The organism is Stenotrophomonas sp. YJH_SMC_81, assembly GCF_059370875.1.
Map to the genome: position 1 here is coordinate 384,851 of NZ_JCAFUB010000001.1, position 18,190 is coordinate 403,040.

At 64.3% G+C, this 18,190-nt stretch carries 12 protein-coding genes; 7 read left to right on the top strand and 5 right to left on the bottom strand.

Features of this window, described 5'->3' with window-relative positions; translation table 11 throughout:
- Positions 1-38 precede the first annotated feature (38 nt).
- Complete coding sequence (gene greB / locus AC5P8U_RS01825; protein ID WP_005418006.1) at positions 39-545, top strand: transcription elongation factor GreB; 507 nt, start codon at positions 39-41, stop codon at positions 543-545.
- 86 nt (positions 546-631) lie between these two features.
- Here greB and AC5P8U_RS01830 read toward each other — a convergent pair whose 3' ends face one another.
- Complete coding sequence (locus AC5P8U_RS01830; RefSeq protein ID WP_111201697.1) at positions 632-1,456, bottom strand: DUF3025 domain-containing protein; 825 nt, start codon at positions 1,454-1,456, stop codon at positions 632-634.
- On the bottom strand, positions 1,453-2,814 hold the full coding sequence (gene rimO, locus AC5P8U_RS01835; RefSeq protein ID WP_111201698.1) for a 30S ribosomal protein S12 methylthiotransferase RimO: 1,362 nt from the start codon (positions 2,812-2,814) through the stop codon (positions 1,453-1,455). The genes AC5P8U_RS01830 and rimO overlap by 4 nt, the downstream gene beginning before the upstream one ends.
- Positions 2,815-3,019: 205 nt before the next feature.
- Here rimO and AC5P8U_RS01840 point away from each other — a divergent pair, with 205 nt between their 5' ends.
- From AC5P8U_RS01840 to AC5P8U_RS01850, 3 genes are read left to right on the top strand one after another with little or no spacing between them, the layout of a single operon-like run.
- Positions 3,020-3,691, top strand: coding sequence for a dienelactone hydrolase family protein (locus AC5P8U_RS01840; RefSeq protein ID WP_065179170.1), 672 nt, complete (start codon positions 3,020-3,022; stop codon positions 3,689-3,691).
- On the top strand, positions 3,688-4,110 hold the full coding sequence (locus tag AC5P8U_RS01845; RefSeq protein ID WP_049414742.1) for an HIT domain-containing protein: 423 nt from the start codon (positions 3,688-3,690) through the stop codon (positions 4,108-4,110). The genes AC5P8U_RS01840 and AC5P8U_RS01845 overlap by 4 nt, the downstream gene beginning before the upstream one ends.
- 15 nt (positions 4,111-4,125) lie before the next feature.
- Positions 4,126-4,293, top strand: coding sequence for a LiaI-LiaF-like domain-containing protein (locus tag AC5P8U_RS01850; RefSeq protein WP_005418011.1), 168 nt, complete (start codon positions 4,126-4,128; stop codon positions 4,291-4,293).
- A gap of 106 nt (positions 4,294-4,399) precedes the next feature.
- Here the strand turns inward: AC5P8U_RS01850 and dcd are convergent, their stop codons facing one another.
- Both dcd and apbC read right to left on the bottom strand, forming a co-directional pair.
- Positions 4,400-4,972 (bottom strand): dCTP deaminase, encoded by a 573-nt coding sequence (dcd, locus tag AC5P8U_RS01855; RefSeq protein ID WP_005418012.1) that lies wholly within the window; start codon positions 4,970-4,972, stop codon positions 4,400-4,402.
- A 78-nt stretch (positions 4,973-5,050) separates the two neighbouring features.
- Entirely contained in the window at positions 5,051-5,905 is an 855-nt protein-coding gene (gene apbC / locus AC5P8U_RS01860) for an iron-sulfur cluster carrier protein ApbC (RefSeq protein WP_005418013.1), read from the bottom strand.
- A gap of 214 nt (positions 5,906-6,119) precedes the next feature.
- On the opposite strand from apbC, the gene AC5P8U_RS01865 reads away from it, so the two are divergent.
- Complete coding sequence (locus AC5P8U_RS01865) at positions 6,120-8,909, top strand: TonB-dependent receptor plug domain-containing protein (RefSeq protein WP_065185504.1); 2,790 nt, start codon at positions 6,120-6,122, stop codon at positions 8,907-8,909.
- Positions 8,910-9,323: 414 nt separating this feature from the next.
- Complete coding sequence (locus AC5P8U_RS01870) at positions 9,324-12,131, top strand: TonB-dependent receptor domain-containing protein (RefSeq protein WP_065179173.1); 2,808 nt, start codon at positions 9,324-9,326, stop codon at positions 12,129-12,131.
- Positions 12,132-12,246: 115 nt separating this feature from the next.
- Here AC5P8U_RS01870 and AC5P8U_RS01875 read toward each other — a convergent pair whose 3' ends face one another.
- The gene (locus AC5P8U_RS01875) at positions 12,247-15,363 is read right to left on the bottom strand and encodes a TonB-dependent receptor domain-containing protein (protein WP_188240770.1); all 3,117 of its coding nucleotides are present in this window, start codon (positions 15,361-15,363) and stop codon (positions 12,247-12,249) included.
- 558 nt (positions 15,364-15,921) lie between these two features.
- Between AC5P8U_RS01875 and AC5P8U_RS01880 the strand changes: the two genes are divergently transcribed.
- Positions 15,922-18,024, top strand: a complete 2,103-nt coding sequence (locus AC5P8U_RS01880) for a M13 family metallopeptidase (protein ID WP_072168541.1) — start codon at positions 15,922-15,924, stop codon at positions 18,022-18,024.
- Positions 18,025-18,190 lie beyond the last annotated feature (166 nt).

An 18,190-nucleotide genomic window follows, 5' to 3' on the forward strand; every position in this document is an offset into this window, starting at 1 on the left:
CGCTCCCCATTCGTCATCCAGAAAAGAAGTCGTATTGCATGTCCCGTTGGCGTCCCCCCGCAGAAAAAAGCACCGCCCTGATCACCGCTTCCGGGCATGCGCGACTGAAGGCCGAACTGGATGAGCTATGGCGCGTGCGCCGTCCGGAGGTGGTGAAAGCGCTCGCCGCCGCTGCCGCAGAAGGCGACCGTTCCGAGAACGCCGAGTACACCTACCGCAAGAAGCAACTGGGCGAGATCGACCGCCGCGTGCGCTACCTGACCAAGCGGCTGGAATCGCTGCGCGTGGTCGATACCACGCCAACCGATCCGCTGGCAGTGTTCTTCGGCGCGTGGGTGGAACTGGAGAACGTGGACAGCGGCGACACCAGCCGCTACCGCATTGTCGGCCCGGATGAGACCGATGCGGGCCTGGGCTGGATCAGCATCGATTCCCCCCTGGCGCGTGCGCTGCTGAAGAAGCGGCTGGATGATGAGTTCTCGGTGGAGCTGCCCGGCGGGCAGTTCACCTTTGCAGTGATCGGCGTGGAGTACGAGCCTGTGTAGCGTCGAGCCATGCCCGACCTCGCCGCCGTTGTAGAGCCGAGCGCATGCTCGGCTGAAGCGCCGCGCAGCCGGGCATGGGCTCGGCTCTACAACGGTGGCGGGTACGTGCGCCCTGCACGCAGCGGGCGGAAATAGTCGGCATTGCGGTAGAAGGCGGAATCCTGCACGTCGTGCCAGCCTGGGATTCCAGCCAACGGCAGCGGACGCAGCTGCAGCGGATCGGTCACTGCCCTGCCCTCGGCAATGGCCGCAGTCATCACGTCAACGCAGGCAGCATCGGCATCACCCTGCACCACCACGCACTTGCCGACCAGCAATCGCCCCGGCAGCAGTGCCTGTTCCATCAGCGCATGCCCGAATACCACAGTGATGGCGATGTCACCGCTCTGCCAGTTCACCGGGTCAAACAACGCGGGCCAGTCGTGTGCGTCCCAGGCAGCCAGCAGTGAGTCATCGCGCACACGCACGATCACGCCGGTTTCGTCGAACTGGGTCAAGGCGGCCTGCGCGCGGTTGCGCTGGCCGGGTGGCATCGCCTCGATATGCAGGCACTGCCGCACGTTGAGCGCGCGCTTCAGCTGCGGCTGTGAGGCCCACACCAGCGCATTGAACAGGTCGTGCCAGTTGCCGGCACGGGTGGCAATGCGTCCCTGCGCGATACGCACTTCGTAGTGCAGGCCATCGGCCAGCAGCGCGGCGTCCTGTTCAACCAGGCGCTTGCCAGGCACGGCCAGGCGTGCATCGAGCGCCGCGATGGACGGCCATGCGGTGCCGTCCAGCAGGTCACGGAAGTCCTGAAGCCCGGCAAACAGCGGGTGCTCGAACCGCCGTGCAGCTACCGCCGCACGTGGCGGCGGTACGAAGCGCCGTGAACCGCCGCCGTTGCCGGTGGCGGCCGTCGCTGCGATCACAGCACCTTGAGGTCGAACACCGGACGGGGGGCGGCCGCCAGCGCGTCACCGTACAGGTCATGCTCGTCGCTCTCGGTGATCTCCACGTCGACGAATTCGCCCACGCGCAGCGGCACCTGGTCGGCATTCTGGATGTGCACCAGGCCGTCGATCTCCGGGGCATCGGCCTTGGAGCGGGCCACGGCGATGTCGCCTTCGATGCCGTCGACCAGGCACTGCTGCACGGTGCCGATCTTGGCCTCCAGGCGCGCGGCGGAAATCTGCGCCTGCTTCTCCATGAAACGGGCCAGGCGTTCCTGCTTCACCTCTTCCGGCACGGCGTCAGGCAGGTCGTTGGCGGTGGCACCCTCGACCGGCGAGTAGGCGAACGCACCGACGCGATCCAGCTGCGCTTCGTCAAGGAACGACAGCAGTTCCTCGAACTCGGCTTCGGTCTCGCCCGGGAAGCCGACGATGAAGGTCGAACGCACAGTGATGTCCGGCGCGATACGGCGCCAGTTCTGCACGCGCTCCAGGGTCTTCTCCACCGCGCCGGGGCGCTTCATCAGGCGCAGGATGCGCGGGCTGGCGTGCTGGAACGGGATATCCAGGTACGGCAGGATGCGGTTCTCGGCCATCAGCGGCACCACTTCATCCACGTGCGGATACGGGTAGACGTAGTGCATGCGCACCCACGCATCCAGCTCCGACAGGCCTTCGCACAGCGCCTTCAAACGGGTCTGGTAGGCCTTGTCGCGCCACATCTTTTCGGCGTACTTCACGTCCACGCCGTAGGCCGAGGTGTCCTGCGAAACCACCAGCAGCTCGCGCACGCCGCCACGCACCAGGCGCTCGGCTTCACGCAGCACCTCGTCGACCGGGCGCGAAACCAGCTTGCCGCGCATCGACGGAATGATGCAGAAGCTGCATTTGTGGTTGCAGCCCTCGGAAATCTTCAGGTACGCGTAGTGCCGCGGGGTCAGCTTGATACCGTAGTCGGGCACCAGGTCCACGAACGGATCGTGCTTGGGCGGCAGTGCTTCATGCACCGCTTCCATCACGCTCTGGTAATCCTGCGGGCCGGACACCGCCAGCACGTTGGGGTACGCCTCGCGGATCTGCTCCGGGCGCTTGCCCAGGCAACCGGTGACGATCACCTTGCCGTTCTGGTTCATCGCCTCGCCGATCGCGTCCAGCGACTCGGTCACCGCAGAATCGATGAAGCCACAGGTGTTGACCACCACCACGTCGGCCGAATCGTAGGACGGGACGATGTCGTAGCCTTCCGAGCGGAGCTGGGTGAGGATGCGCTCGGAATCGACGAGGGCCTTCGGGCAGCCAAGGCTGACGAAGCCGACTTTGGGGTTCAGCTGGGACATGGAAATCGCGGGACTCTGGGGGCCTGGGCCCCTGCCGCCATGGCAGGGGTTCCTGGGGGCCGGGGCCTGAAAGGGCGCCAGTATACCGGGGTTGGCGGCCGCGCTCTGAATGCCCAGCCGACCGATACGGCACAGCCACTGACGCCGCGCTAACCGGCGCAGCACCGACAATGCAGTTCTGTTTCCAGCAACGAGGAAGATGACGATGGCCGAGTGGATCACCCTGGATACGCATCATGGCCCGGTACGGGCCTGGCAGGCCCTGCCGGAAGGCACCGCGCGCGGCGGCCTGGTGGTGGTGCAGGAAATCTTCGGCGCCAATCCGCATATCCGCAGCGTGGCCGAGCGCTTCGCGGCGGAAGGCTATGCGGTGCTGGCGCCCTCGTTCTTTGACCTGCTCGATGGCCCCGACGCCGATCCGGACGCGCTGCCCTACGACGCCGACGGCGTGAAGCAGGGCCTGGAACGGGTCGGCGCGCTGGGCATGGAGCGGGCGCTGGAAGTGGTCCGCGCGGCGGCCACCCGGCTGGCCCCCTACGGCAAGGTGGGCACCGTCGGCTACTGCTGGGGCGGCACGGTGGCGATGCTGTCCGCAGTGCGCCTGGGGCTGCCGTCGGTCAGCTACTACGGCGCCCGCAACGTCCAGTTCCTTGATGAGACACCCAAGGCGCCGGTGATCTTCCACTTCGGCGCCCAGGACCGCAGCATCCCACCGGAAGCCGTGCAGGCCCACCGCGAGAAGCTGCCGCAGATGGCCACCTACGTCTATCCGGCCGATCATGCCTTCAACCGGGAGGTCGGACATGCGTATGATCCAGACAGCGCCGCCCTGGCGCTGCAACGCACCCTGGACTTCTTCTCGGAGCATCTTGGATGAGCGAATTCGAACTCGATTCACGCCTGGCCACCGATAGCGTGCTGGTGGCGGAAGGACCGTTGTCGCAAGTGCGGCTGATGAACGACGAACGATTCCCCTGGCTGGTGCTGGTACCGCGCCTGGCCGGGGTCACCGAGTGGATCGAGCTGGACGGCGAGCAGCAGGACAAGCTGCGCACCGAGCTCAACCGCGCCTGCAAGGCCCTGAAGGGCTCCGACGGGGTGGAAAAGATCAACATCGGGGCGCTGGGCAATATCGTGCGCCAGCTGCACTTCCATGTGATCGGCCGCCATGACGGTGATCCGGCCTGGCCGGGCCCGGTCTGGGGCAGCGGCCCGGCGCACCGCTACGAGCCGGCGGCGCTGGACCAGCATGTCGCCTACTGGAAGGAACGGCTAGGATATCCGGCCCTGTCCTGAGCCTTCGCCGACCCGATGCGATTCAACCTCGTTGCCGCCGTCCTGCTGATCCTGATCGGCCTGTTCATGCTCGCCAGCAATCTCGGCTGGACGCACCTGAACCTGTCCAAGCTGCTGCTGACCTGGTGGCCGGTGGCCCTGGTGGGTGTCGGCATCGCGATGCTGTTCGGTCGCGGCAAATAAGAAAGGCGGCGCATTGCGCCGCCTTCCTTCATGTGGAGCCGGGCCATGCTCGGCTGCCCTGCCTTGAAGCCGAGCATGGCTCGGCTCTACAAATCGCCTGCAATCTTCAGGTCCGCGGCAGGGTCACGCCGGTCTGGCCCTGGTACTTGCCGCCACGGTCGCGGTACGACGTCTCGCAGATGTCATCGGCGGCCGCCTGGAAGAACAGCATCTGCGCCACGCCTTCGTTGGCGTAGATGCGCGCCGGCAGCGGCGTGGTGTTGCTGAATTCCAGGGTGACGTGGCCTTCCCATTCCGGCTCCAGCGGCGTCACGTTGACGATGATGCCGCAGCGCGCGTAGGTGCTCTTGCCCAGGCACACCACCAGGGTATCGCGCGGAATGCGGAAGTACTCCACGGTACGCGCCAGCGCGAAGCTGTTGGGCGGGATGATGCACTCATCGCCGACGATATCCACGAAGCTGCCCGGATCGAAGTGCTTGGGATCGACGATCGTCGAGTTGATGTTGGTGAACACCTTGAACTCGCGCGAGCAGCGCACGTCATAGCCATAGCTGGACGTGCCGTAGCTGACGATGCGCTGGCCGTTGGCCTGCTTGACCTGCCCGGCCTCGAACGGCTCGATCATGCCGTGCTGCTCGGACATGCGGCGGATCCAACGGTCACTCTTGATGCTCATGCTTTGTCCTGGGGGTACGAGGGGGCGCGAGGATTCTAGCAGGGGGCCGGCCTGCGCCGGCGGCCCCTGCCCCAGCACTTACAGCAGCGAGGACAGGATCGGGATCGAGGCCCGCGGGCGCTTGCCGACTTCCTCGATCAGGCGCTGCGCGGCATGGCGGTAGGCCTGGGCCGGTGCCGAATCCGGCTGGGCCACGGTGATCGGCGTGCCTGCATCGCCCTGCTCGCGGATGCCGATCTGCAGCGGCAGCGACCCCAGCAGCGGCACGCCGTACTGCGCGGCCATGCGCTCGCCGCCGCCCTCGCCGAACAGGTGCTCGATGTGCCCGCAGCTGCTGCACGTGTGCACCGCCATGTTCTCGACGATGCCCAGCACCGGCACCTCGACCTTCTCGAACATCTTCAGCGCCTTCTTCGCATCCAGCGTGGCGATGTCCTGCGGCGTGGTGACGATCACTGCACCGGCCAACGGAATCTTCTGGGTCAGGGTCAGCTGGATGTCACCCGTGCCCGGCGGCAGGTCGATCAGCAGGAAATCCAGGTCGTCCCACAGGGTATCGTTGAACAGCTGGGTCATCGCCGAGGTGGCCATCGGGCCGCGCCAGATCATCGGGGTGTCTTCTTCGATCAGGTAGCCGATCGACATGGTGTCCACGCCGAACGCACGCAGAGGCTCGATGCTCTTGTTGTCCGGGCTTTCCGGGCGGCCGGACAGCCCCAGCATGGCCGGCACGCTGGGGCCGTAGATGTCGGCGTCGAGCACGCCCACCCGCGCACCGAGCTGCTGCAGCGCCACGGCCAGGTTCACCGAGGTGGTGGACTTGCCGACGCCGCCCTTGCCCGAACCGACCGCGATGACATTGCGGATGCGGGCATGCGGCGTAAGTCCCTTCTGGACCTGGCTGGCATGGGGACGGCGGGGAGAACTGTTCACAACGAGCACCGGCGGAGTCAGGGGGATAACCCGACATCATACAAGCTGGACGTAACCTGACTGAAATTCAGGATTGCGACGGATTCGTGCACAGATTGTTAAGTTCATGTTACGTTCGATCAGCACTGTTTTGAGCTGCGGAGCCCGTTGTTCCGGCCCGCGCGATGGCGCATGCGCAGTGCCGTTTTTGTTTTTTGCTCTCCATTGGAACTACATGAAACACGTCAGCAATACCGCACGTCGCAACACGCTCGCCGTCGCCCTGATTTCCGCTCTGATGGCCGCCTCCCCGGCAATGGCCCAGGACAAGGCGACCAACCTGGACAAGATCACCGTCACCGGTTCGCTGATCCCGCAGACCCAGGTCGAAACGCAGACCCCGGTGATGTCCATCACCGCCGAAGACATCCAGACCCGCGGCTTCAGCAGTGTTGCTGAAGTGCTGCAGCAGTCATCGCTGACCACCGGCGGCCTGCAGGGTGGCCAGACCTCGGGTGCGTTCACCCAGGGCGCCGAAGCCGCCGGCATGTTCGGCCTGAATCCGGGCTACACCAAGTACCTGATCAACGGCCGCCCGATGCTCTCGTATCCGGCGCTGTACAACGGCAGCGAGTCGTTCAACAACATCAGCGGCATTCCGATCGACATCGTCGAGCGCATCGAAGTCCTGCCGGGCGGCCAGTCGTCGCTGTATGGCTCGGACGCGATCGCCGGCGTGGTCAACATCATCCTGAAGGAACGCATGGACGGCGGCACGATGTCGATCCGTGGCGGTACCTACACCGAAGGTGGTGGCAGCAACATCCGCTTCAGCGCCGCCAAGGGCTTCAACGCGTTCGACGACCGCTTCCACGCGCTGGTCAACGTGCAGATCGAAAACGGCAGCCCGATCTGGGGCTACCAGCGTGACATCACCAAGCAGAACAACCCGGTCGGTTACACCGCGCAGCTGCCGTCGAACGACTTTGCTGTCATCGGCAACGCCGACAACAAGCTGTACATGATGGACCCGACCCGCTGCGCCAACGTGGCAGGCCTGTACGACGGCACCACCACCGTCGGCAAGCGTGCATCGGGCGAATCGTGCGGCTCGGTGTACAGCGCCGGCTACAAGACCCTGAAGAACGGCAAGAACAGCGGCCAGTTCTACTCGTCGATGACCTTCGACGTGAACGACAACTTCCAGCTGTTCGCCGACGTGCTGTACAGCAAGGAAAAGACCGAGTTCACCTCCGGCTCCAGCGCCCTGTGGTGGGGCACCAAGTCGGTGATGGGCGGCTTCTACGACCAGGGCCTGGGCAAGGTCGTGAACCTGCAGCGCGCCTTCGCGCCGGAAGAAATCGGCCCGGGCCACTACAACAACATCCTGAACTCCGATGAGAGCCGTTCCTACCAGGTCACCCTGGGCGGCAAGGGCATGGTCGGCGACTGGGACTACAGCGCCAGCTTCACCCGCGGCGAATACCGTCTGGACCAGAACCGCTTCGCGCGCTGGAAGGACAAGATCGAAGGCTTCTTCGGCGACACCGTGCTGGGCCCGCGCCTGGGCACCACTGCTGATGGCTTCGGCATCTACAACCCGAACTACACCGCCTTCTACTCGCCGATCACCCCGGACCAGTTCGCCAGCTTCACCGGCTATGGCACCCACCGCAGCAAGACCTGGCAGAACCTCGGTCGCGTGCAGGTGACCAACGGTTCGCTGTTCTCCCTGCCGGGCGGCGACGCCGGCCTGGCCGTCGTGCTGGAAGGCGGCAGCGAAGGTTGGGACTACTCGCCCGACCAGGCCTTCGTCGATGGCAACGCGTGGGGCGCCAGCGCCGTGGCCGGTGCCGGCCACCGCAGCAACTACGCGGTGACCAGCGAACTGCGCATGCCGGTGTTCGAGTCGCTGACCATCAGCGCCTCGGGCCGCTATGACGCCTTCAAGATCGCCGACAAGACCGTCGACAAGGCCACCTACAGCATCGGCCTGGAATACCGTCCGGTGGAAAGCCTGCTGCTGCGCGGCAAGTACGGCACCGCGTTCCGCGCGCCGACCCTGTCCGATGCCTTCCAGGGCATGAGCGGCTCGTTCGCCTCCGGCCAGAACGACTACTACCGCTGCAGCCAGATGGGTTACGCGCTGCGTGACGAAGCCTGCTCGTTCTACAAGACCACCTCGGTGTACAGCGAAAAGTCCGGCAACCCGGACCTGAAGCCGATCACCGCCGACGTGTGGAGCGCAGGCGTGGTGTGGGCCCCGGTGAGCAACTTCTCGCTGTCGGTCGACTACTACAACTGGAAGATCAAGAACGAGGTCAAGACCCTGAGCACCGACCAGCTGCTGCTGGCCGAGTACCAGTGCCACAACGGCCTGCCGAACAACACCTCGGCCAGCTGCCAGAACGTGACCGACTGGGTGACCCGCGACGCCGGTGGCAACCTGACCCGCGTGTACACCCCGAAGCTCAACGTGGCCAGCCAGAACCTGGAAGCGGTGACCGTCGGTGCCAAGTACCAGCAGGACCTGGGCCGCTTCGGTTCGCTGATGTTCTCCGGCAACTACACCAACATGCTCAAGCGTGAAGTGGTGGCCCTGCCGGGTGCGCAGAAGCTGGACCTGCTGAGCGATCCGTACAACATGTGGTACTACGACAACTTCGCCAAGGTACGCGGCGACGTGTCGGTGGGCTGGGCCATCTCCAAGTTCACCACCACCGTGTACGCCAACTACGTCGGCAGCACCCCGAACTACCTGGCCTACACCGGCCGCAGCTATGACTACGTCCACTCCTCCGGCGCCAAGGCCGGCAAGTGGGGCTCGTACACCACGTACAACATGAGCCTGAACTACCAGGCACAGGACGATCTGACCCTGTCGCTGATGGTCAACAACGTGTTCAACAAGCTGCCGGAAGGCCAGCGCTACAACTACCCGGGCAACGAATCGACCCCGTTCAACGACGGCTTCTACAGCGTCTACGGCCGTCAGATCTCGGCCCAGGTCAAGTACGACTTCTGATCCCGTCGTATTCCGGACTGCGTGTCTGGACCAGGCCCCGCTTCGGCGGGGCCTTTTTTTTCACCACTGAGCCCCGCCCCCTGTCCGGCCTGTAGCAGAAAGTGTGATCCACAACGCACAAACATCCGGGCTCCCGGCAGCGCTGATCCAAGGCAACGCATTGATCTACAAGGCATATCCGCAATGCCGACATGTTCCCTTGCACGCCGCCAACTTTTGAAACATGCCAAAACAAATCGCCTTATCCATTGATTCTGAAGCATTTTTTCATCTCCCAACGGCACCTTGATGTGACAAACCTGTGTTGGCAGCGTTAACGACGTGTTACGGTCGACCTGAATGGAGTCACACTGAACGAATTGTTAATGCGCAGGGAATGCGCCGCCAAGACATTGCTCACTACGGGGATCCACCATGTCTCGCCAACGTTCCACGCTCTCGCGCCACCCTCTGACCCTCGCCCTGCTCGGCACCCTCCTGGCCTCCGGCACCGCCCTGGCCCAGGACGGCAATGCGCCGACCCAGCTTGATCGTGTGACCGTCACCGGGTCGCTGATTCCGCAGACCGAGATCGAGAACCACACGCCCGTCCTGACCGTCACCGCCGAGGATATCCAGACCCGCGGTTTCACCAGCGTCGCCGATGTCCTGCAGCAGTCCTCGCTGTCCACGGGCGGCCTGCAGGGTGGCCAGACCTCCGCATCCTTCACCCAGGGCGCCGAAGCGGCGGGCATGTTCGGCCTCAGCCCGGGCTATACCAAGTACCTGATCAACGGCCGCCCGATGCTCTCGTATCCGGCGCTGTACAACGGCGGCGATACCTTCAACAACATCAGCGGCATCCCGATCGACATCGTCGAGCGCATCGAGATCCTGCCGGGTGGTCAGTCGTCGCTGTACGGCTCGGACGCGATCGCCGGCGTGGTCAACATCATTCTCAAGGAGCGCATGGATGGCGGCGTGCTCAATGTGCGCGGCGGTGCCTACAGCGAAGGTGGCGGCAACAGCTTCCGCTTCAGCGGCGCACGCGGTTTCAACTCCAAGGATGACCGCTTCCATGCACTGGTCAACGTGCAGTATGAGAAGACCAGCCCGATCTGGGGTTACCAGCGCGACCTGACCAAGGTCAACAACCCCGACGGTTACAGCCCGCAGTACGTCTCCAACGATTTCCTGGTGCTGCTGCCGGCCGCCAACAACCGCTACGCGATGATGGACCCGAACCGGTGCGCCAACGTAGCGGGCCAGTTCGACGGCACCACCGTGCTCGGTACCCGTCCGACCGGCCAGGCCTGCGGCTCGGTCTACGGCACCGGGTACAAGACCATCAAGAACGGCAAGGAAAGCGGGCAGATCTACAGCTCGGCCACCTTCGACGTGAACGACAATTTCCAGCTGTTCGGCGACGCGCTGTACAGCCTGGAGGAGGTCAAGTACGCCACCGGTTCCGGCTACACCTGGTGGGGCACCTCCTCGGGCTGGGGCCGCTTCTACGACCAGGCCAGCGGCCAGTACATGAACCTGCAGCGCGTGTTCGCGCCGGAGGACATCGGTGGCGGCGGTTATCGCGACATCATGAACACCGACCGCAACAAGGCCTACCAGGTCACCCTCGGCGGCCGCGGCACCGCAGGCAACTGGGACTACAGCCTCAGCTTCACCCGTGGCGAGTACAAGCTGACCGAGCGCAATTTCGTGCGCTGGAACGACCCGATCAACGACTACTTCGAGCAGCGTGTGCTGGGCCCGGTGCTGGGTACCACCAGCACCGGCTACAACATCTACAGCCCGAACTGGGAAGCGTTCTACGCACCGCTGCCCGCCGGTGACTTCCAGAGCTTCACCGGCTACAGCTACAGCGAAAGCCGCACCTGGCAGAACCTGGCCCGCGCCCAGGTCACCAATGGCTCGCTGTTCAAGCTGCCGGGTGGCGATGCCGGCTTCGCCGTGGTTCTGGAAGGCGGCAGTGAAGGCTGGGATTACACGCCCGACCCGGGCCTGATGGACGGCAGCGTGTGGGGGACCACCGCCGTATCCGGTGCCGGCCATCGCAGCAACTACGCGGTGACCACCGAACTGCGCATGCCGCTGCTGGAAACGCTGACCGTCACCGGCTCCGGCCGCTATGACGCCTTCAAGATCGGCAGCAACACCGTGGACAAGGCCACCTACAGCGTCGGCATCGAGTTCCGCCCGATCGAAAGCCTGTTGTTCCGTGGCAAGTACGGTACGGCGTTCCGCGCACCGACCCTGTCCGATGCCTTCCAGGGTCGCAGCGGTTACTACGCCAACGGCTCCACCGACTACTATCGCTGCGGCCAGCTGGGCTACGACCCGGCCAACACCACCGGCTGCCCGTACGACAGCGTCTCGGTGTTCGGCACCCGCTCGGGCAACCCCGACCTGGAGCCGATCACCGCCGATGTCTGGAATGCAGGCGTCGTGTGGGCTCCGATCAACAACCTGTCGCTGTCGGTCGACTACTACAACTGGAAGATCAAGAACGAGGTCGATACGCTCAGCTCCGACCAGCTGCTGCTGGCCGAGTACTACTGCCGCAACGGCCAGTCCAACAACACCTCGGCCAGCTGCCAGAACGTCGACGACTGGATCACCCGTGATGCATCGGGCGTGCTCGACGAGATCTACACGCCGAAGATGAACGTCGCCCGCCAGAACCTGGAAGCACTGACCGCCAGCTTCAAGTACGTGCAGGACATCGGTCGCTTCGGTTCGCTGCAGTTCTCGGCCAACTACACCGACATGCTCAAGCGCAAGCTGCAGCCGCAGCCGGGTGACGAGTTCCTGGACCTGCTGCACGACCCGTATGCGATGTGGGTGTATGACTCGTACGCCAAGGTACGCGCGGACGGCTCGATCGGCTGGGCCAAGGACAACTGGACCACCACCCTGTATGCCAACTACATCGGCAAGACGCCGAACTACATGGCTTACGTGGGCAACGGCTATGACTACGTCCACAGCTCCGGCTACAAGGCAGGCAAGTGGGGTTCCTACACCACCTACAACCTGAGCGTGAACTACCGCGCGATGGAAAACCTGACCCTGTCGCTGATGGTCAACAACGTGTTCAACAAGATGCCGGACAACCAGCGCTACAGCTTCGCCGGCACCAGCGGCCAGCCGTACAACAACTACCTGTACAACGCCTACGGGCGCGCGATCTACGTGCAGGCCAAGTACGCGTTCGGCGTGAAGTAATCCCGCAACCGCAGCAACGGAAAAGCCCCGCCATGGCGGGGCTTTTTCGTGTCCGGCCTGAGCGGATGGAAGAATAGGCCCTGGTGGAACAGGGCCTGCCGTCAGGTCCGCCCGCTCAGCGGAAGCTGTAGCGGAGGCTGGCCATGTAGCGGCGACCAAGCGCGTCCAGTACGTACGGGAACGGACCGATGTCGTCGGACAGGTTCAGCACCGACAGGTTCAGGCGCGCATTGTCGGTCAGGTGGTAGCTGACATTGGCATCCCAGGTCGTCCAGCTGTCGCGCTTGAAGTACTGCCGGCTTTCCGGGGTTGCGGTCAGGCTGAACTGCGAGCCGCTCGTGTAGTTGGACGTCACGCCATAGCTCCACTTGCCGATGGCATGCTGCGCCGTCCAGCGGAACTGGCGCTTGGGCTCTTCGAACGTACCCACGCGCTCCACGAACGGCACATCCGCGTTGGCGGCTTGGCCACGGTTCTTCGGCATGTAGCCGTAGAAGCCCAGTGCCACCTGGCCGAACCGGCCCATGTCCCAGTTGTAGTCCACCTCGGCCGTCCAGCCGCGGAACATAAGCACCGGGCCATTGCCGTACTCGGTGCGGATATCGGTGGCCGCACCCGTCAACGGATTGCGCGTGACCAGGCTGCAGAAGCGGTTGGCGTTGGGCACGTTGGACGCATTGAAATCCGGGTTGTCGAAGCAGCCGGTGATGATGTCGGTCGGGCTCAGGCTGGTGATCACATCGGTGATCTTGATGTCATACCAATCGGCGGCGACGCGCAGGCCCTTCGCCCAGTCCGGTGCGAACACGATGCCCGCTGTCCAGGATTTGGCCTTCTCGTTCTTCAGGCCGGTATAGCCGTTGACCGAGCCGAGGGTGTTGGTCGGCGACGCCTGGAAGGTCGCCGGGTCCGCGCCCGGGTAGGCCTGGAAGAAGGCCTCGCAGTTGCGGCGGCGAATCGCGGGATTGGTGCCGCCGTTGATGGCTGACACCGAGCAGACTTCCGGGATGTTGTAGTACGCCGGCTGCAGCGAGGTATAGAGCTCGGCAATGGACGGGGCACGCAGCGACTGGGTCTTGCTGCCGCGCAGCTGGATTCCCGCGAACGGCTCGTACTGGATGCCATAGGTGTACGCGTTGAACCCACCAGCCACCGAGTTGACCACGCGGCGGCCCTTCAGAGTCAAGTCCAGGCGATGCAGGCCAGGCAGATCCCAGTCGGGGTTGAACAGCGGTGCCAGAAACTCAGCGAAGATTTCATTGGTGTGATAGTCGCCCTTGGCGCCCTGGATCGGCACCGAACGGCCCTGCCCCAGCCGCTGGTACTCGCTCGGGGTGAACGAGCCTTCTTCGCGGCGATGCTCCACGCCTGCGGCGAAGGAGAACTCGCCCCCCGGCAGGTCGAACAGGCCACCAGTCACCGACGCGTTGAACACGGTCTGGCGCGTCCGCGCCTTGGCCAGGGTCGGCGTCGATACATAGGCCAGTGCTTCAGGCGATGCCTGGTTCTCGCCGAACAGATTCAGCGGACGGCAGTTCGGATCCGCAGTGGTGCCGCGGGCGGATGCATCACAGACGATGTTGCCGCTTGCATCGCGCTTCACGTTGAGCGCATTGATGAAGTTCTGCTGGATCAGGCCGGTGCCCTTGTAGTCGAAGTCGCCTCGGCCGTGGGTCACACTGGTTTCCCAGTTGAAGCGGCGCTCGCCGATATCGAAGAAGCCGTCCAGGCCGAGCACGATGCGGCTGAGGCGCGTATCGGTACTGGCGTTGTTCATGCTCAGGTCGCGCGAAGAGCGCGACAGGCGGAACGAGGTGATGCCGTTCTCGGCCAGGATGCGACGGGACTCCGCGCTGAGGAACGGATTGTTCGCGCTGAACAGCATCGCGCCGCTCTGGTCGCCACTGCCATCGGGGTTTGCGGCACCGAAACCGGCAGCGTTGTAGACGTTCTGGTCCAGCGTCTCGCGCGCGGTGGCGCTGTAGTGCGACAGTTCGAAGAAGCCACGCACGTTGTCGTTGAAGTCGAAGCTGCCGGTCGAATAGACCGTACGGCGTTCGAGGTCGGCGATCAGTGGGACGGTCTCGTTGAGGTTGAGGCCATCGCCACCGGACGCGTTGCCGCTGGGATAGGAGATGCCCGGATCGTAGGCAACCAGATCGCCCTTGTCGTTGAAGTGCCAGAGCTTGTTGTTCGGACCAAAGCCGTTCAGTTCACCCGTGGCATTGCGCTGGTAGCTGCGCCGCACCTGGATGTCCGACGGCATGATCAGGCCACCGAAGGTCATGCTGGAGATACGCCGGTTGCGGATCCAGACCTGGTCGGCGATGCCGTCGGCCGGTCCGGTGTTGAACGGGATGCTGGGGTCAATGCGACCGTCATTGCCCGGCGTGCGCCACGGCTGGAAGCGCGCCACGTTGGCTGCCGTCGGATTGGTCTGCAGGCTGTAGCCATTGCGGTAGAAGTCGCGCTGGAGCGCGTTCACGCCTTCACTGTTGTCCAGTTCGGCAGCAATGGTGAAGTGGCCACGTCCGTCGGCGAAGCCGCTGCCGAAGATGGCAGACCAGGAGTAGCGGTCGTTGTCGTTCTTGGTGGTCCTGCCAAAACCCAGCTCGACCTCGGCGCCCTCGAACTTGTCACGCAGGATGATGTTGTTCACGCCTGAGATGGCGTCGGAACCATACGTGGGTGCACCACCGATGCTCAGGCTTTCCACACGCTCGACCATCACGGTCGGAATCGCGTTCATGTCGACCTGGATGCCCGAGCCGCCGCCGGCGCCGAATACGGTTGGCGGTGCCGAGGTCACGAAGCGGCGACCGTTGACCAGGGTCAGCAGGCGGTTGCTGCCCAGACCGAAGCGACTGGCGAAGTTCACGCCCGCACCGAAGCCGGCCTGATCACCGCGTGAGGACACGCCGGCGGACACACCGGGAATCTTGGTCAACGCATCGATCAGGTTGGTGTGTCCGTACGCATCGATATCCTGGCGGGACACCACAGCGGCTGGTTCCAGGGTGTCATAGCCGGCGCGGTAGATGTGCGAGCCTGTTACCGTGATGCGGTCCAGCTGGGTGGCCGCGGCTTCATTGGAAGCCTTCTTCGCGCTCTCAGCGGTTTCCTTTGCAGTTTCTGCCTCCTGCGCGAAGGCAGGCAGGGCAACGGCAAGCAGAATGGCCGAGGTGAGCGCGAGGCTCAACGGATTACGGGGTAGTGGGCGAGTCTTCTGCATGTCTCTCTCTCTGAAAGTGAGGGCACAAAAAGCTCTGCATCGGCAAGGCAGAGGAAATTTAGTCAGCAACTGTTCACGTGCCGATAACGGAATTCATACACATAACGACACGAAACGGCAACATTCAGCAAAAGTTCGATTTGATATGACGCGCAGGGAAATGAAGCATGAGCGCGTAAACCCGCGTCGGCATTGTTCAAATAATCATCTCCAATCAAAGGCTTGAGCCGACATCACGCCCCCCCTGCCGCAGCCGTGGCACTCGTGCACAGCGCTCTGGACACGTCATGTCCCGGCAGGCGCGCAACCTGTACCCGCGGGCAACTGCGAGCACGCGTTCATCATCAATTCACCCGTTGGGCAGGCAGACGCCCAGCCTTCGCTCGGCGCTGCGGCGACGCCTGATGTGCCTTCCTGCAACGCCTTCTGGCGCGTGCACGCCCCTTGCGCAGGGACATGACCTTCGACACCCTTGCAGGTCTGGCCGGCGGCGTATCGTTCGGCCCACGGTCGCACCTGCGGCCACTCCCTGACTCACTCGGCCCGGAGGCCATTCAAGTGACCCGTACTCCCAAGATCGTGCTGCTGACCCTGGCCGTTTCGGCCGCGCTGGTCGGCTGCGGCAAGACTGAAACCCCGGCCAAGGACGCCGCCGCCTCCGCCCCGGCCACCGCCGAAGCCACCACCTATAAGCTGGACGAGAGCAAGCTGCCGGCCTACAACGCCTTCCAGCCGAGCGACCTGGACACCACCAAGGACGCCTGCACCGCCTTTGGCGACTACGTCAACAGCAAGTGGCTGGCCGCCAACGAAATCCCGGGCGACCGCACCAGCTGGGGCGCGTTCACCATCCTCGACGAGCGTTCGGTGGCCGTGCAGCACCAGCTGGCCGAACAGGTCGCGCAGGTCAAGAACCCGAACCACATCGAGAAGATCGTCGGCGACCTGTGGGCGACCGGCATGGACGAAGCGAAGATCAACGCGCAGGGCATCGAGCCGCTGAAGGCGGACCTGGCGGCGATCGACGGCCTGCAGGACAAGGCAGCGATCGCCAATTACCTGCGCACCAGCGCCGCCAAGGGTGACAACGTCCTGTTCGGCTTCGGTGCCGAAGCGGACTTCAAGAACTCGGCCATGAACATGGCCTACGCCAGCCAGGGCGGCCTGGGCCTGCCGGATACCACCTATTACACCGATGCCAAGAACGCCGACAAGCTGAAGGCCTACCAGGCGCACGTTGCCAAGGTGCTGGAGCTGTCCGGCGTCGCCGCGGCCGACGCGGCCAAGCAGGCCGAGGACGTGGTCAAGTTCGAAACCCGCCTGGCCAAGGCTTCCAAGTCGCGCGTCGAGCTGTCGCGCAACGTCGAGCTGTACTACAACCCGGTCACCCTGGCCGACGCCGACAAGCTGACCCCGAACTTCAGCTGGACCGAGTTCTTCAAGTCGCAGGGCGTGGCCGCACCGGAGAAGTTCTCGCTGGCCATGCCGGCTTTCCATGAGGAAGTGAGCAAGGCGCTGGGCGATACCGACCCGTCGGTGTGGCGCGCCTACCTGCGCTTCCACACCGTGGACAGTGCCTCGCCGTACCTGGCTGACGCCTTCGTGCAGGAGAACTACGAGTTCTACGGCAAGACCCTCAACGGCCAGAAGGAACAGAAGCCGCGCTGGAAGCGCGTGCTGGGCACCATCGAGAATGATGCCGGTGAAGCCTTCGGCCAGCTGTACGTGAAGGTTGCCTTCTCGCCGGAAGCCAAGGCGAAGATGGAAGAACTGGTGAAGAACCTGGCCGCCGCGCTGAAGGACCGCATCCAGGGCCTGAGCTGGATGAGCGAGGAAACCAAGGCCAAGGCCATCGCCAAGTGGGAGACCTTCACCCCGAAGATCGGTTACCCGGACAAGTGGCGCGACTGGTCGGGCCTGCAGACCCAGCGCGACAGCTTCCTCGGCAACGTGCGCGCGGCCAACGAGTTCAACTACAAGTTCAACCTGTCCAAGATCGGCAAGCCGGTGGACAAGACCGAGTGGGGCATGACCCCGCAGACCGTCAACGCCTACTACAACCCGCTGCAGAACGAGATCGTGTTCCCGGCCGCCATCCTGCAGCCGCCGTTCTTCGATCCGAAGGCCGACGACGCGCTGAACTACGGCGGCATCGGTGCGGTGATCGGTCATGAGATGACCCACGGCTACGACGACCAGGGTGCGCGCTTCGGGCCGACCGGCAACATGGAAGACTGGTGGACCCCGGCCGACAAGAAGAACTTCGAAGGCCTGACCGGCAAGCTGGTCAAGCAGTTCGACCAGTACAAGGTGGACGGCCAGGCGGTGAACGGCCACCTGACCCTGGGCGAGAACATCGCCGACCTGGGTGGCCTGGCCACCGCCTACGACGCCCTGCAGAAGGCCTCCGCCGGCAAGGAAGATGCGAAGGTCGATGGCTTCACCCGAGACCAGCGCTTCTTCTTCAACTGGGCCACCGTGTGGCGCACCAAGTACACCCCGGAAAACGCCAAGGTCCGCCTGGCCACCGACCCGCACGCCCCGGCGCAGTTCCGTGCCATGGGTGCGCCGTCGAACCTGCCGACCTTCGCCGCCGCGTTCCAGTGCAAGGCCGGTTCGCCGATGGCCCGCACCGGCGAGCAGCAGGTGGTGATCTGGTAAGCAACGGCTGACGTTGCGGCGTACCTGCAAGGGCCCGGGAATTCCCGGGCCTTTGTTTTTCACAGCGCCCGTCATCCACGCATGGCCCACGCCGTTGGAAGATGCCGACCTTGGTCGGCGCACGGCTCGGCGGAGCCACCGTGATGCGTGCATGCCGCGCCCATGC

Excerpts from the sequence above, each read along its gene's own strand:
- AC5P8U_RS01870 (WP_065179173.1), top strand. The coding sequence starts at position 9,324 with ATGTCTCGCCAACGTTCCACGCTCTCGCGCCACCCTCTGACCCTCGCC.
- AC5P8U_RS01845 (WP_049414742.1), top strand. The coding sequence starts at position 3,688 with ATGAGCGAATTCGAACTCGATTCACGCCTGGCCACCGATAGCGTGCTG.
- AC5P8U_RS01865 (WP_065185504.1), top strand. The coding sequence starts at position 6,120 with ATGAAACACGTCAGCAATACCGCACGTCGCAACACGCTCGCCGTCGCC.
- dcd (WP_005418012.1), bottom strand. The coding sequence starts at position 4,972 with ATGAGCATCAAGAGTGACCGTTGGATCCGCCGCATGTCCGAGCAGCAC.
- AC5P8U_RS01840 (WP_065179170.1), top strand. The coding sequence starts at position 3,020 with ATGGCCGAGTGGATCACCCTGGATACGCATCATGGCCCGGTACGGGCC.
- greB (WP_005418006.1), top strand. The coding sequence starts at position 39 with ATGTCCCGTTGGCGTCCCCCCGCAGAAAAAAGCACCGCCCTGATCACC.
- AC5P8U_RS01850 (WP_005418011.1), top strand. The coding sequence starts at position 4,126 with ATGCGATTCAACCTCGTTGCCGCCGTCCTGCTGATCCTGATCGGCCTG.
- AC5P8U_RS01875 (WP_188240770.1), bottom strand. The coding sequence starts at position 15,363 with ATGCAGAAGACTCGCCCACTACCCCGTAATCCGTTGAGCCTCGCGCTC.
- rimO (WP_111201698.1), bottom strand. The coding sequence starts at position 2,814 with ATGTCCCAGCTGAACCCCAAAGTCGGCTTCGTCAGCCTTGGCTGCCCG.